This window comes from Vicinamibacteria bacterium (assembly GCA_035620555.1).
Taxonomy (GTDB): Bacteria; Acidobacteriota; Vicinamibacteria; order Marinacidobacterales; family SMYC01; genus DASPGQ01.
The window spans coordinates 1-13,354 of the sequence record DASPGQ010000052.1 but is presented as its reverse complement, the minus strand read 5'-3'; the positions used below and the strand labels follow the sequence as shown (position 1 = coordinate 13,354).

General features: G+C 62.3%; 14 protein-coding genes. 6 read left to right on the top strand and 8 right to left on the bottom strand.

The annotated features are described in order from the left end of the window. A partial coding sequence (locus VEK15_01950; protein HXV59427.1) for an amidohydrolase family protein occupies positions 1 to 595 on the top strand: 595 nt, incomplete at its 5' end. A 25-nt stretch (positions 596 to 620) separates the two neighbouring features. Here VEK15_01950 and VEK15_01945 read toward each other — a convergent pair. The 5 genes from VEK15_01945 to VEK15_01925 form a co-directional block, all read right to left on the bottom strand. Then, on the bottom strand, positions 621 to 1,805 hold the full coding sequence (locus VEK15_01945) for a VCBS repeat-containing protein (GenBank protein ID HXV59426.1): 1,185 nt from the start codon (positions 1,803 to 1,805) through the stop codon (positions 621 to 623). A gap of 68 nt (positions 1,806 to 1,873) precedes the next feature. Further along, a complete protein-coding gene (locus VEK15_01940; protein ID HXV59425.1) occupies positions 1,874 to 2,905 on the bottom strand; it encodes a hypothetical protein in 1,032 nt (343 codons plus the stop codon). A 295-nt stretch (positions 2,906 to 3,200) separates the two neighbouring features. After that, positions 3,201 to 3,410 carry a DUF2061 domain-containing protein gene (locus VEK15_01935; protein ID HXV59424.1) on the bottom strand — a complete coding sequence of 70 codons (210 nt, stop codon included), beginning with the start codon at positions 3,408 to 3,410 and terminating at the stop codon, positions 3,201 to 3,203. Positions 3,411 to 3,413: 3 nt separating this feature from the next. Next, on the bottom strand, positions 3,414 to 3,893 hold the full coding sequence (locus VEK15_01930; GenBank protein HXV59423.1) for an Rrf2 family transcriptional regulator: 480 nt from the start codon (positions 3,891 to 3,893) through the stop codon (positions 3,414 to 3,416). Positions 3,894 to 4,075: 182 nt separating this feature from the next. Beyond that, entirely contained in the window at positions 4,076 to 4,768 is a 693-nt protein-coding gene (locus VEK15_01925; protein ID HXV59422.1) for a GntR family transcriptional regulator, read from the bottom strand. Between the two features lie 336 nt (positions 4,769 to 5,104). Here VEK15_01925 and VEK15_01920 point away from each other — a divergent pair, with 336 nt between their 5' ends. The 3 genes from VEK15_01920 (at position 5,105) to VEK15_01910 (ending at position 8,821) form a co-directional block, all read left to right on the top strand. Next, positions 5,105 to 5,623 (top strand): MarR family transcriptional regulator, encoded by a 519-nt coding sequence (locus VEK15_01920; protein HXV59421.1) that lies wholly within the window; start codon positions 5,105 to 5,107, stop codon positions 5,621 to 5,623. A 30-nt stretch (positions 5,624 to 5,653) separates the two neighbouring features. Next, complete coding sequence (locus tag VEK15_01915) at positions 5,654 to 6,190, top strand: winged helix-turn-helix domain-containing protein (GenBank protein ID HXV59420.1); 537 nt, start codon at positions 5,654 to 5,656, stop codon at positions 6,188 to 6,190. Between the two features lie 189 nt (positions 6,191 to 6,379). Beyond that, positions 6,380 to 8,821, top strand: coding sequence for an ADOP family duplicated permease (locus VEK15_01910; GenBank protein HXV59419.1), 2,442 nt, complete (start codon positions 6,380 to 6,382; stop codon positions 8,819 to 8,821). Between the two features lie 9 nt (positions 8,822 to 8,830). Here VEK15_01910 and VEK15_01905 read toward each other — a convergent pair whose 3' ends face one another. Then, on the bottom strand, positions 8,831 to 9,808 hold the full coding sequence (locus VEK15_01905; protein HXV59418.1) for a VOC family protein: 978 nt from the start codon (positions 9,806 to 9,808) through the stop codon (positions 8,831 to 8,833). Beyond that, entirely contained in the window at positions 9,801 to 11,147 is a 1,347-nt protein-coding gene (locus VEK15_01900) for an amino acid permease (protein HXV59417.1), read from the bottom strand. The genes VEK15_01905 and VEK15_01900 overlap by 8 nt, the downstream gene beginning before the upstream one ends. A 157-nt stretch (positions 11,148 to 11,304) precedes the next feature. On the opposite strand from VEK15_01900, the gene VEK15_01895 reads away from it, so the two are divergent. Further along, entirely contained in the window at positions 11,305 to 11,715 is a 411-nt protein-coding gene (locus VEK15_01895) for a c-type cytochrome (GenBank protein HXV59416.1), read from the top strand. A 12-nt stretch (positions 11,716 to 11,727) separates the two neighbouring features. Here the strand turns inward: VEK15_01895 and VEK15_01890 are convergent, their stop codons facing one another. Next, entirely contained in the window at positions 11,728 to 12,477 is a 750-nt protein-coding gene (locus VEK15_01890; protein HXV59415.1) for a transporter substrate-binding domain-containing protein, read from the bottom strand. A gap of 74 nt (positions 12,478 to 12,551) precedes the next feature. On the opposite strand from VEK15_01890, the gene VEK15_01885 reads away from it, so the two are divergent. Continuing rightward, the coding region (locus tag VEK15_01885) for a hypothetical protein (protein ID HXV59414.1) at positions 12,552 to 13,354 on the top strand (803 nt) is incomplete at its 3' end.

Sequence of the window (13,354 nt, the reverse complement as noted above, 5' to 3'; positions counted from 1 at the left end):
GCCCGAAGGCAGTCCACCCTATCGAGATCCGAGCTACGATCCATTCTGGGCCCGTGTAGAAGAAACGGGCCTTCCGGTAACACTCCATATCGTCACCGGCCGTGTTCCCGATCCGATGGCCTGCCACACGAAATCGGAATGGGAAGAGGGACCCAACATGTTTCTCGCGACATGGGAAGAGATTCCCCACGTCCTCGCGAACGATTTCATCTTTGGGACAATCCTCGATCGATTCCCTCGACTCAAGATCGTGACCGCCGAGCTCGAGCTTTCCTGGATTCCGCACTTCATGCGCCGCATCGACATGATTCAGGGCGTCTACTCGAATCGGCTCGAGCTGCCGTCGCTCGAGATGAAGGCGAGCGAATATCTGCAGACCCGAGTCTGGCACGGGCTCATCGACGAAAAGGCCGGCGTCGCGGCGATTCCCGAAATCGGTTACGACCAGATCGTGTGGGGCTCCGACTTCCCTCACACGATCTCGGTGGGCGTGGAAACAGAGCATGCCGTGAACGAGCTGTTCGGAGAATTGGGAAGCGAGGAGCGCACGAAGCTCGTCGCCGAAAATGCCGCGGCGCTCTTTCAGCTCACCTGAGCGGAGAAGCGAGCCGGCGGGCCGCTCACTCGGCGGGAATCCGATCAATGGGGACGGGCATGATGTTCCAGGTGAAGCGTCCGAGACCGTCGGTAAACGTCACCAGGGTCTCCTTCTCGAACCCCTCTCCCGTCCATATGTAGCGCCGCACTTCGTTCTGATCGTCGCTGGCGACGTAGAGCTCGTCTCGTTGATCGCCATCCAAGTCGACGAGGATGGAGGCGTGTTCGAAGCCCGATGAATCGGAATCGATGAGCCGCTTCGACCAGAGCTGGCCGTCGCGAGTCAAGAGCCAGAGACCGGCCTTGTGCGTGGCGGCAACGATCTCCTTCTTTCCGTCTCCGTCGACGTCCCCGGCAGTGAGAAAGCGACACAGTCGATCGTTCAGACTCGCGATCAATTCGCCCGACGTTGTCGCGGTGTCGGCGTCGTACCGGAGGATCTCGACCTGCCCCCCGGAAACGCCTTCGACGGAAACGTAGAGCTCGTCTCGTCCGTCACCGTCGACGTCGTCGACCAGGACCTCCTTCGCGTGCCGATCGCCGAGGTCGGCAATCTCCACGCGGCCTTCCCCCGCCGCGGGAACGTAGCGCACCACCTTGCCCGGCTGCGGCGTTCCGTCCACTTTGTTCGGCGCCGTCGGCGTGGCATAGACTTCGAGCGTCCCATCGCCGTTCAGATCGCCGAGCTCGATCTCGTGCACGACCGTGTCCGGCTCTCGGTCGAGCTCGTCCACCGAGAACCCGCCGTTGCCATCGGGCCGCAGGATCGCAACCACGCCTTGATCGTGGGTCGCCACGGCGATTGCGGCCGTGCCCTCACCGTAGATGTCCCCGATCTCGGCATCACGCATTCGGCTGAACTTACCGCCGAAATCCGCTTCCCAGAGCGTCTCCGCGCGTCCGTCCGGATGCCAGAGCTTCACGATCGCCTTGGTGCCGCCGAGAGTGAGGATGCCGTCGGAGTAGGCCATGGCCTTGTGGAACACGTTGCTGTCCGGATCCTCGATATGGCGATACTTCCATTCGCCAACTTCGTGCGTAAGGATTCCGAGCCGTGCCGGGAGAGGCTTGGGCGATCCATCCTCGTTCTTGTCGAGGGCGGCCATGGCAAGAAGCAGCCCCTGGTCGAAGCCCTCCGGCGCACGCGCTTGTTGGCAACCGATCATCAGCATGCCCGCACAAAGCCAGATTCGATGAGCTCGCTTCATAGGTCCGGCAGAGTAGCACGAGACGCAATCGGCGGGAAGCGCGCGAGTGAATCGGTGCCCATGCCTTGTTATCTCTTCCCTATCCTCACGTTGGAAAAGATGGCCTGTTCGAGCGTCTCGTTTCGCGGTGCCCCACCGAGCTCGATCCAGTGGGTGGAGGGATCGTACGGATTGTCGTAATTCCACGTCAGGATCTCGACGCCATCGAATAGTCCCCGTCCCCATTGCGTGTCGATTCCAGGAAAGTCGCCCCACTCCACGCGAAAATGATAGACCTGGTCCGGATTCCAGCGATCGTAGTCGTAGTAGATGTTCCGCTCCTGCCGCCTCGAGATCCAGCGCAACCGCAGATGGCCGAAGTCCACCGTCCGTCCGTCGAGCTTCTGGAGGTGCATCCGATAGGGGTTGGTGGTGTACTCCCCGCGAGTGGGGTCCCACATGATCATGAGCATCCGTTTGTCGGAGCGCGGGTTGGGCTCGCGGAGATTGGTGACGTCGAATTCTACGAAGCCGCTGACGATGGTGGGCACTTCATAGCGAATGAAGGTGTCGGCGGCGGTTGCCATCCAACCGCGCGCGTTGAACGTTCCCCCGGACACCATGCCCACCGATGTCCCGTTGGTCAAGGGATCGGAGACGAAAATCCCCGCCGACGAAGGGGCACTGACAGAGAAGCCCTCCTGCATCTTGAAGCTGGCCGTCTCCGACCACGGACCCACTTCGCCCGTCGCGCTGGCGCGGGCCCGCCAGAAGTAGACCGACAGGCCTTGCGCGTCAGCCTCAGCCCCGCTTGGAGGCTCGGGCAATTGCCACGAGGTGGTGTCTCCCGGACCCTCTCCGACGCCTTCGACTTCGGCCACCATCGATTGAAACCTGTCGTCGGTCGCGACTTCGAAACGATAGGTCGGCTCGCCCTGTCCCCCGCTCGCGTTACGCACGGTTAGTGTGGGCAGTTCCTCGGTGACGACCGCTCCCACGGCAGGAGCCTGAATCGCGGGTGCGGTTATCGAAGGCGACGAGGGAGAGCTGCTGGACTCGCAGGCGAGCCCGCCGAGAAGTGCGAGCCCCGATATCGGGAACGTCCAAGTCGGGCGATACATCGTGCTTGGGATATCTCCTGTCATCGATGCCGATTGCGTCGTGACAAGCTAGCACGAACCGTCGCGGGCATCGAACGCCGCAAACGAGCGGATCGTTACGATGTGGCCAACCGGGCCAGCAAGAGCTAGCAGGTTGATGCAAAAGTACAGCCCAGTCTGCTGGTTGGTCTCAGTCCGTCACATCCGCACCAGACGACAGGCTCGCCGCCGCACGATGTGCCGCCCGATCAAACCGCCCATGCGAGGACGGCATGAGTCTTCCCACCCGCGCCGAATCGGGAACATCACGGAGCGCTCAAACCGGAACCGCTCGACCCCAGCGGATGCGAACCCACAATCGCTCGTGGATCCAGAACAGGAAGATTTTCGACAACCCCTCGGCGGAGCCGATTCCGAGCGCTATCAGCAGGTCGTCGGTAAACATGAAGGCGAGCAGGCTGGTAATCAGGGTCGCCACGACTCGATAGCTTATCGTTTTCACCACACTGCGCAGATGCGTATCCATAGGTCACGCTCCCACCGGCGCGTCCGATGTAGACCGTTTTCTCCGGCGTCCTGATTTCCTCGAACGATCGGAGAAATACCTCAGAGAATAGTTGTCGAGCACGCCGGCGATGGCTTCGCGCACGTCTCTCATCGCCTCCTGCATGGGGCAATGTGCCCGCTCGGCATAGGGACAGTCATCACATTCTTGGTAGGCGGTCTTGCTCACACAGCGAATCGGTGCGAGCGGGCCATCGAGAATGCGAATCACGTGGCCCAGTGTGACCTGCTCGGGGGGCTTGATCAGAGTGTAACCACCGCTCAACCCGCGTCGGCTCGCCAGCAACCCCGCGTTGCGCAGGCGCAGCAGAACCTGCTCCAGGTACTGGATGGGAATGTGTTGACGGCGGGCGATATCCTCGCGGCGAACGGGCCCGCTATTCTGCTCGGCCACCAGGTCGATGAGGGCCCGAAGGGCGTACTCACTCTTCTTGGAGAATCGCATTAGTTGTTTACTATGTTAGTCAACTTTGTTGACAATATAAGATCGAGTCGGGAAGGTCAAACCCGATCCGACATTCTCGGCCGAGACCCGAACGTGAGACGCCAGATCACGCAGGTTTCGAGAGCGGGCGCCTTCCTTGGGGCCTTACCGGCCCGGCTCAGCGAAACTGCCCGACTTCGAGCTCAAGCCACCCGCTGTTCGCCCGAGGGCTCGGGGGTTCGGATGAACTCCACGATGCTGTTCCCTCTGTCGCGCCAGTGGATCTCGATAAACCGGGAAGCACCTCGAATATCGCCACGCTCGAGACACTGGACGACGCTCGAAAGCTCGCCTTTGCGCGGCCGCCACCCGAGCGCGGTGCAGGCAATCTCGAAGCGTGCGGCGCGGACGGCGAGTGGACGCAACATGTCGACAAGAACGCGGTTGGGGCACTGTGCCAAAAGGAGAGCGTGCCAATCGGCTTCCACCGCGATTCGCTCCGTTACCGTGGCGGTCGACTGCTCGAGGCGCATGACAAGAACGCGCAGCTCCTCCAGAGATCCGAGAGCGCTCGTATCGGCGGTGACGACGCCGAGGGCTTCGAGCGTTCCTAGAACGGGGTAGAGCTCGGCCGCGTCCCCGTCGGTGAGAGGGGCCACGACCCATCCCTTCCGTCCGAAGCTTTGCACCAGGCCGTCTCGCGCGAGCGACACCATGGCTTCGTGAAGCGGAGTTCGGCTCACGCCGAGCTGTCGCGCGAGGTCGTTTTCGTAGACGCGGGTAGCCGCTGGAATACGACCGTCGGTAATTCGCTCCAGGAGCTGGCGACGCACTTCGTCTCTCAGGAGAGGTCGCGTGATCGGTTGGAAGAGCTGATGCGTCGAGTGTTCCTTCATGTCGAAACTCCGTTGGTCTAGCCGCCTTTGTAACTGTCCAAGGAGAGCCTCACGTTGAAGCTCCCAACCCTATCCATCGGGTACCGGCGATATCGCACGGTCCATGGCTCGAGCAATACCATCACATCGTTCAAACTTGCATTTTGCGTTCCAGTTCCGGGATACAAGAATTTTTCGGAAGAAATCGGGGTCGATGATCGAGCCAACCCACCTCATCCAAAAAATCGTACAGATCCTCCGGACTCCCGAAGTGGGGGAATCGTGGAGATCCATCGGTTTCGATGGATTTTCAGGACTTCGGAGTGCACAATTCAGTGGATGGACGAAGCCGACAGCATGGAGCACAGGATCCTCGTGGCCCTGCGGCGCATCATTCGTGCCGTGGATCAACACTCCCGCACCCTGGCGCAACGCTATGGCCTGACCGGCCCGCAAATCGTCGTGCTCCAAGAGCTGGTGCGCTCGGGAACTCTTGCGACCGGGGAGCTGGCGCGCCGCATCCATCTCGCTCAAGGCACCGTCTCGGAGATCCTCGAGCGACTGGAGGAGCGCGGCCTGGTCGAGCGAAAGCGAAGCTCGGAGGACAAGAGACGAATGGATTGCACCACCACTCCCACGGGGGCGGCGCTCCTGGCCAGCAAGCCTTCCCTTCTCCAGGAGAGGTTCGTGAGCGAGCTCCAAAGGCTCTCGGACTGGGAGCGTTCGTTCCTTCTCTCGGCTCTTCAACGCGTGGCCGATATGATGCACGCCGAGGGTGGGGCTGGTGCACTCCTGACGACGGGCCCCGCCACGGCTACCGCGGAGCAGACTGTGGAGTTTCTTACCGAGAAAACGCAGCCCCCCAGTTCCGGTTAGTGATGTATCCGTGCGCGTGCCATAATTCTGATGGTGTCGGACGAGATCCGGGCATTCGGCAAGTTTCGATTCCATCCCGCGACCGGTGAGCTCTTTGCCGGCGACGAGCGGATCGAGATTCAGCACCAGCCCGCCCGGGTGCTCGCGATTCTCACCGAACGGCCGGGTACGCTGGTTAGCCGCGAGGAGATCCGGAGAGCCCTCTGGGGGAACGGCACGTTCGTGGACTTCGACCGCAACCTAAACTATTGCGTTCGCCGTATCCGCGTTGCCCTCGGCGACTCACCACGATCGCCGGGTTTCCTGCAGACGATCCCCAAACGGGGCTATCGTTTTCTCGCTCCAGTCGTCACCTGCGAGGAACGACAGCAGCCGAGACGTCAGACGAGGAGAAGCTCTTGGCGGCTCTCCGTGGCGGCGGCCACCTTCATCCTGGGCCTTCTCGGGGGCGCGATGACGGGTGAGCTGTACGCCTCGAGCCCTTTGCACCGGCGTGTGGTCGACTGGCTCCATCAGCGACTCGCCATTCCCGCCGAGGGCTGTCCCTGGAGCGAAGACAAGAGCTAGAGCCCCATTCCCACGAAAAACTCGTTGCCGGGTCGCCGAAAGGACCTGCCGGGAAGCGTCGGTCCGAGCTCCCTTGCGCTTGGCGCCGAAGCGCAGAAATGTCGGATCGGGGCTAGAACTCACAAAGAACTCACCTGAAGCGCACCTCCTTTCCGCTCGACCTCTCGTACACCCCCGTGAGGTGTAACGATGCTTTCTTCACTCTCTGCTCTTCTTCTCGACGCGCGATTCGGTTTCCGGTCCATCACGCGGCGCGCGGGGCTCGCCGCCCTAGCTGCGCTCACGCTCGCCGTCGGACTCGCCAGCACCATGACCGCTTTCAGCCTGGTGAATGCCCTCCTCCTTCGACCTCATCCCTTCGCGGGGCTCGACAGGCTCCTCGTGCTGCGGGAGCATAGGACGGGAAGCTCCCAAGAGTTCCTTCGCCTCACGCCGAGCGATTACCTGGAGTTGAAGGGAGAAATGAGGACGCTCGACGAGGTGGCCGCCTACCGGTTTTCCGAGCTCAACTTGAGCGGCGACGGAGTTCCCGAGGCCGTCCGCGCGTTCTACGTGAGTGGGGAGCTGTTCTCTATCCTGGGGGTCCCCCCCGCGCGAGGGCGCGTTCTCTCGCCCGAGGATAGCCGCGGCGGAAACGAACGCTCCGCAGTGCTGAGTTTTGGACTCTTTCAACGCCGCTTCGGTGGGGAACCGGGCGTCGTCGGCTCCGAGATCTTTCTCAGCGGCGCGGCCCATACCGTCGTGGGAGTGATGCCCCAGGATATCAACTTCCCGAGGGGCGTCGACGTGTGGATTCCGCTCACGTTGAGCGTGGAAGAAAGCGTCGATCGCACCACTCCGTCGCTTTCCGTCTTGGCGCGACTAGGTCCCGGGGTTTCGCTCGAGGCGGCGCGCCTGGAGCTCGAAAGCTTTGGAGAGAGGCTATCGGGCCGCTATCCCGAAACGCATCGCGAAAGACGCTTCGGCCTCTTGCGCCTCCGAGAAGAGCAGTACGTCTACACCCTTCCCATGTTCGGCATGCTCCAGATCGCGAGCTTTCTCGTCCTCGTCCTGGCCGCCTTCAATGTCAGCAACCTCGTTGTGGTTTGGCGGGTAGCATCGGCCGCCGACGTCGCGATTCGCGCCGCCCTTGGGGCTCCTCGCGCACGGCTGCTCCAGCAGTCGTTTCTCGAGTGTCTCGTCATCGCCGCCGCGGCGTTCCTCGGAGCGCTCCCGCTGAGCTTCGGCGCGACCGAGCTCGTCCGGAATGCGATGCCCCAGGGGATTGCAACTTTCGTCTCCGGCTGGCGAGACATCCGTCTCGACGCCGAATCCGTAGTGACCGGATTCGCCGTCGCCATCCTTTTGACCTTCGTCCTGAGTGGGGTCGGAGCCGCTGGCTCGGCAGCGCAACCGTTCCTCGACGCCCTATCGGCCCGAGCCCGTGGAGTCACGGGCGGCAGGAGGTCCCGACTTCGCGGCGGTCTGGTCGGAGCTCAGATCGCACTCGCTCTCGTCCTGCTCTCGGGGGCCGTTTGGCTTCTCCGGGGCTTCGAGCAGCAGATGAACGTTTTCAGCAAGCTCGAGCCCAGTGGAATTCTCGCCGGCCGCGTCTCTCTTCCCCGCAACCGTTATCCGGAGCCTCCGGACACCGCGAGTTTCTTCGAGCGCCTCCTCGGCGTCTCCGCGGAGCTTCCCCGAGCCACCTCGGTGGCGCTCGTAACGAACCTCCCAGCGAGCAACGTTCCCAACGAAGAAGTCTTCTTCTCCATCGAGGGTCACGAGCCCGCGACCGAGGGCGAGACGCCGCGCTCCGATCTCCAGGTCGTCGGCGGTGCCTTCTTCGATCTCTTTCGAGTGCCCCTCCTCCGGGGCCGCGTTCTCGATGCTTCCGACGATCGCGACGCACCCCCTGCCGTCGTCGTGAGCGAGACGTGGCTTCGGAGATATCTTCCCGACGAAGAGGCGGTGGGAAGAAGAGTGCGGCTCGGCCCACGGGAGGCGGAGGGAGAATGGCGAACCATCGTGGGCGTCGTGGGCGATCTCCGGCAGAACTGGTTCGATCCCGAGCCCCGACCGGTGTTCTATCTCTCTTATCTCCAGAGCCCACGAAGCCGAATGCGAATCTGCATTCGCTCGCGCACGGAAGGCTACGAGCTCGTCGCACCCCTGCGAGAAAAGGTCGCTTCCGTCGATCCGCACCAGGCGCTCGCGGAGCCCACGACGCTCGAAGACGAGATCGCCGACTCGCTGGCGCCGCTCCGGATCATCGGCGTGATGCTCTTGTTCTTCGCTGTCGTGGCACTCGCCCTCGCCGCCACCGGAGTCTACGCAGTCGTCTCCACGAGCGTCGCCGAGCGTCGTCGAGAGCTGGGCTTGAGGATGGCCCTCGGGGCTCACCCTCCGCAGGTACTCCGCCAGATCATTCGCCAGACGCTGGGGCTCGCCCTGATGGCCCTCGGGCCAGCGCTCCCCGTGACGTTTGGCTTGAACGTTCTCCTCGCAGGCCGGCTCTTTGGTGTGGTCGTCGTGAGTCCTCTTACGCTCCTCGTCGCCGGCGCTCTTCTCACCGTCATCGCCGCCGCGGCCGCCTACGTACCGGCTCGCACCGCGACCCGGCTCGACCCCGTCGATGCCCTACGATCGCAGTGAGGATCGTACTCAAACGAGAAACGGCGACGAGGCCCCGTCGGAAAAACGCTCGGAGCGACGGACGGTGTACTCGGAGAGGAGGCCATCCGGGTCCGCGAGAAAGATACTCCGCTTGCGGTCGTCGTCGATGCGATGCGCGATACCGATACCGCGTTTCCCAAGGTCGTTCACGGCTTTCTCTAGAGCTTCCTCGTTCGCGAGCTCGAACGAAACGTGGTGATATCCCGCCCCTGCATCGGAACCACGCCAGATCGCCAGATGATAAGGGCTGGTCGTCACGCTGCCCTGGAGGTAGACGACCTGGTCGCCGCGGTACACCTCCTTCAGTCCGCCGACCGTCCGGTAGAAAGAGGCGAGTCGGTCGAGTTCGCGACTCATCAGGACCGCATGCGTCACGCGCATCGGATGGATCGCGGCCTCGGCGACGACGCGAATGTCCGGATCGTTCTCGTAACGGCCCTCGGAGAACGGCTGCGCCTGCTCCGGATCCCACGCGCTGGTAATGAGCTCCATCTCGCCGTGCAACACCTCGCGCCAGCACTTCACCGTATCGCAGTAGTACTCCATATAGTTGTCGTCGGGGTCGAAGAGATACACGCTGTGAGCAACCTGATGATCGACGGTGATATCGAGGCGGACCTCTTCGGTCCGGGCGCGCCGGTATCCCTCGACCAGCTCCATCTCGTTCTCGAGCTCCCAGGCGAGGTGTCCGAGACCGACGTTCACCCCGACGCCCTCGGGGATCTGAAGGAGACCGTTTCTTCCATAGCGCGCCTTCCCGCGGGTGGTCTCGATCATGCCGAGGTCGTGCGGCGTGTTTCCCGTTCCGAGAAAAGTGGCGCACAGATCGGGCTCCCAGAATTCGATGGTCAGCCCGCAGACCTGGTTGTAGAAAGCCTCCGAGCGCCTGAGGTCCGTGACCCAGAGGTTCGCGTGACCGAGGCGTCGAGGACGAAAGCTCGTCGAGGCTTCGACAGTTTCAGGCATCCCTGTTCTCTCCCAAGTCGAATGATAGCGTCTTGTAGCGCTGGTGATAAACCACCGTGATCAGAACGATCCAACCGACGAAAATGGGGAGGGTCCACTCCAGGCCCTCGACCCAGGGGGTCGCCGAAAGCGCGGCAACGACCAATCCCACACCCAGAACGGATAAGACGGGAAACTTCATTCCTCGCCGTGACCGGTACCTGACGTGACAGACGAGGACGAGCATCCAGATGGAAAGAAGCGCGACGACGCCCGTACCATACATCGGGAGGAAGACCTGCCGGCCGAACAGGGCGAAGATGACCGCAAGGCACATGCCCAGAGTCGAGCCCCCGAGGGCACGTAAAGGAATTCCTCTTCGGTCGACGGTGCCGAAGGGCGCCGGTGCGTAGCCCGAGCGAGCGAGCGAGAACAGCATCCGCGACGAGAGGTAAAGGTGGCTCACCAGAGCGGTGAACGCCGCCGAGATGACGACGAAGTTCATGAGACTGCCCGCGTAGGGGATCCCGGCCTGGCGAAAAACGATGACGAAAGGACTCCCGCTCAGGGTTCCGTTGGTTTCCGCGATCGAGCGCCACGGGGTCATGGCAACGATAACCAACATCGCAGTGACGTAGAGCAGAACGAGGCTCCCCACGACACCGAACAGGGCCCTCGGGACGGTCCTCTCCGGCTGTTTGGCTTCGCCGGCGGTCACGGCAACCGCCTCGATCCCCAGAAAGCTCGTGACGACGAGCGTCAGCGAAAGCCAGATGCCACGAGGTCCATGGGGAATAAATCCGCCGTCCGAAACCAGGTTCCCGATGCCCGTCGGTGATTGAGACACCAGAACCGTTCCGAAGACGACGAATGCCACGATCGCAAGCACTTTGATGGAGGAGAGGGCCGACTCCAACGATGCGAATCGCCCGACGTTCAGGGCATTCACCCACACTGCCAGGAGCGCGGCCGCGCCGATGAAAATGTAGCTCGGAATCTCATCGAACCAGAACTCGAAGTAGACGCCGATGGCCGAAGCCATGGCTCCCACGGCAAAAATCTCCGCGAACCAATAGGACAGCCGGGTAGCGAAACTCGCCCATTTGCCGATGTACGCTTCGGCATAGGCCCCGAAGGCTCCCGGCTCGGCGTGAGCCGGCGCCATCTCCGCGAGGGCGAGACCGACCGAGATCGGCAAGGGAGCCGCGAGCGCATAGCTGAGGACGACGGCAGGTCCGGCGAGCCCGATGGTGGTGCCGCTCGCCAGAAACAAACCCACGCCGATCGTGCCGCCCATCGCAATCATCGCCTGCTGCCAGGACGAGAGAGCCCTCTCGAGACCTCTCTTCGTCGTCGCCATGTTTCGAGCTCGCCCTAACCTCGCAAGAGCTCATTATCATCCACCCCCCCGGTACATCGCACGCCACCTCCGGGCTCGCTTCCTGATGCATCGGTGATATATCGTGGCTCGCACCACGCACGTCTTTTTGTCACCCGACACGGGTGGGGAGGTTCTCATGCGACGAGTTGCACTCACGATGGCCATCTTTCTCGTGATCGCTCCCGTGAGCCTGACGGCACAGACCGGAGAGCGGCCGGATTCGGCCAAAGCGTTGAGGGGAAGCCAGGCGTTCCGCGTCTACTGCGGCAGCTGCCACGGCCGGGAGGCGAAGGGAGACGGTCCGCTAGCCGCCGACCTTCATGTCAAACCGGCGAATCTGACCGAGCTGAGCAAGAGAAACGGCGGTACGTTTCCTTTCGATATGGTGATCGAGACGATCGAGCACGGGCGCAAGGTGAGAGGCCACGGAAGCGAGGAAATGCCGGCCTGGGGCGATGCCTTCGAGATGACCGAACAGACGCAGGAGGCGGCCCGGGCAAAGATGGACGAGCTGGCTCACTTCCTGTGGTCGATCCAGGTCCAATGACCGGTGCGCCGATTACCGGCTCCGGGCCGCACGCACGATCTCGGTGGCCCGAGGGCCCATGTGATCCGTAAGAAACCTGAAATAGATGCCGGACTCCTTGAGTCGGAGTATGTGCTCGCTCAAGGCTTCCTTCAGAGGAGAGCCTTTGGGAAGCGCGAAGCCGAAATGCTGTTCATCACCGAACGTCTGGCTGATCTTGAGCGTCGGATAATCTTCGAGCAAGGGAATCACGGCGCTGCTGTCTGCCGCCGCCGCCCGGATCTCGCCCTTTCGCACCGCCTCGAGCATGCCCTCGATTCCGTCAGACGCCACCACGATCTCGATTCGAGGCTCTTGTTTGAGCGCATCGACAGCAGTGGTGTCCTGGAAGGCGGCGACTTTCGCGCCCGCCAACTCCTTCAAAGAGCCGCTCGCCTCCCCGGAGCGCTCCACCAGCACGACTTGGACCGGAAAGTACCCTGCGCTGAAATCGACGCGACGCTCTCGCTCATCAGTGATCGTAATCGTGCCGGCGGCAATGTCCGCCTTGCCCGCCTCGATTCGAGGTAGGAGATCGGAGAAGCTGTCGACCCACTCGACTGCCAGGGTCGCATCGCGGGATTTTGCGAAATAGTCGAGGATCTCGTACTCGATCCCTCGCAGCCTGCCGTTCTCTTCGAAAAAGAATCGCTCGGACGAAAGTGCGATCACGCGCAGCGTCTCTGACGCCGCATGGGAGCTCAACGAAAGAGTAAACAGGAGAACCGAGAGACGAAGGGTCATGCTCTCCTCCCTGAGAAAAGTCTTGTTTTGATGCTGTGGAATCAGTATAGCAAACGACAAGAGGAACATGAACGATGGCGAGGCTGCGCATTCAACCTCACGGACGACTTCAAGAGTGGGTCGCACACGAGCAAGGCTACTTCCGCGACGAGGGGCTGGAATACGATTTTGCTTTCGTGGCACCCGACGAGCGGAGCAAGGATTCGGCGAACCCGGTGCTGACCGGCGCCTACGAGCTGTACGCCGAAGGTCGCGGTTCCAAGGGAACCAACGCCTGCGACGTGAGCTCGGCGTGCCATTGGGCGGTGAACCAGGCTTCCGCGAGCCAGCTCGGGCGTATGTGGGGCCGAGCCTATTCGATCACATCCGCGGGCATCTACGTTCCTCCCGAGTCCGAGATCCGGCATCCCCAGGACCTCGCCTCGGTCCCGGTCGCCGTTGGATATCACTCAGGGAGTCATTTTGCGACGTTACAGTCGCTCGAGGTCTTTCTTCCTGCGAGCCAGATCGAGCTCGCCTTCATCGGGCGTCCCATGGCTCGCCTCGACGCGGCGCTCGAGCGGAAGGTCGAGGCGGTGAGCGCTTGGGGGCTGGCACAGTACGTTCTCGAGCAACGTGGCTTTCGCCGCATCCTCGACACGACCTTCATCGTCGGTTTTCTGTTTCCCGCCGCGGTCGCCGATGAGGACATCGACAAGTTCATGAACGCGCTTCGTCGCGCTCAGATGGCCATCGACGTTCGGCCGGAGCTCCACAAGCACCACTACCTCAAGGAGCTTCCCGAACGTTTCCATGGGACTGTGGATGTGCGGCGGTTCGGTCCGGGCGAGCGGATCGTCTTCCTGCCATACACCAAGGAGATGTACGAGCAGACCGG

Bases quoted from the DNA above. Each gene is read 5' to 3' on its own strand.
- VEK15_01945 (HXV59426.1), bottom strand. From the start codon at position 1,805: ATGAAGCGAGCTCATCGAATCTGGCTTTGTGCGGGCATGCTGATGATC.
- VEK15_01940 (HXV59425.1), bottom strand. From the start codon at position 2,905: ATGTATCGCCCGACTTGGACGTTCCCGATATCGGGGCTCGCACTTCTC.
- VEK15_01935 (HXV59424.1), bottom strand. From the start codon at position 3,410: ATGGATACGCATCTGCGCAGTGTGGTGAAAACGATAAGCTATCGAGTC.
- VEK15_01930 (HXV59423.1), bottom strand. From the start codon at position 3,893: ATGCGATTCTCCAAGAAGAGTGAGTACGCCCTTCGGGCCCTCATCGAC.
- VEK15_01925 (HXV59422.1), bottom strand. From the start codon at position 4,768: ATGAAGGAACACTCGACGCATCAGCTCTTCCAACCGATCACGCGACCT.
- VEK15_01920 (HXV59421.1), top strand. From the start codon at position 5,105: ATGGAGCACAGGATCCTCGTGGCCCTGCGGCGCATCATTCGTGCCGTG.
- VEK15_01915 (HXV59420.1), top strand. From the start codon at position 5,654: ATGGTGTCGGACGAGATCCGGGCATTCGGCAAGTTTCGATTCCATCCC.
- VEK15_01910 (HXV59419.1), top strand. From the start codon at position 6,380: ATGCTTTCTTCACTCTCTGCTCTTCTTCTCGACGCGCGATTCGGTTTC.
- VEK15_01905 (HXV59418.1), bottom strand. From the start codon at position 9,808: ATGCCTGAAACTGTCGAAGCCTCGACGAGCTTTCGTCCTCGACGCCTC.
- VEK15_01900 (HXV59417.1), bottom strand. From the start codon at position 11,147: ATGGCGACGACGAAGAGAGGTCTCGAGAGGGCTCTCTCGTCCTGGCAG.
- VEK15_01895 (HXV59416.1), top strand. From the start codon at position 11,305: ATGCGACGAGTTGCACTCACGATGGCCATCTTTCTCGTGATCGCTCCC.
- VEK15_01890 (HXV59415.1), bottom strand. From the start codon at position 12,477: ATGACCCTTCGTCTCTCGGTTCTCCTGTTTACTCTTTCGTTGAGCTCC.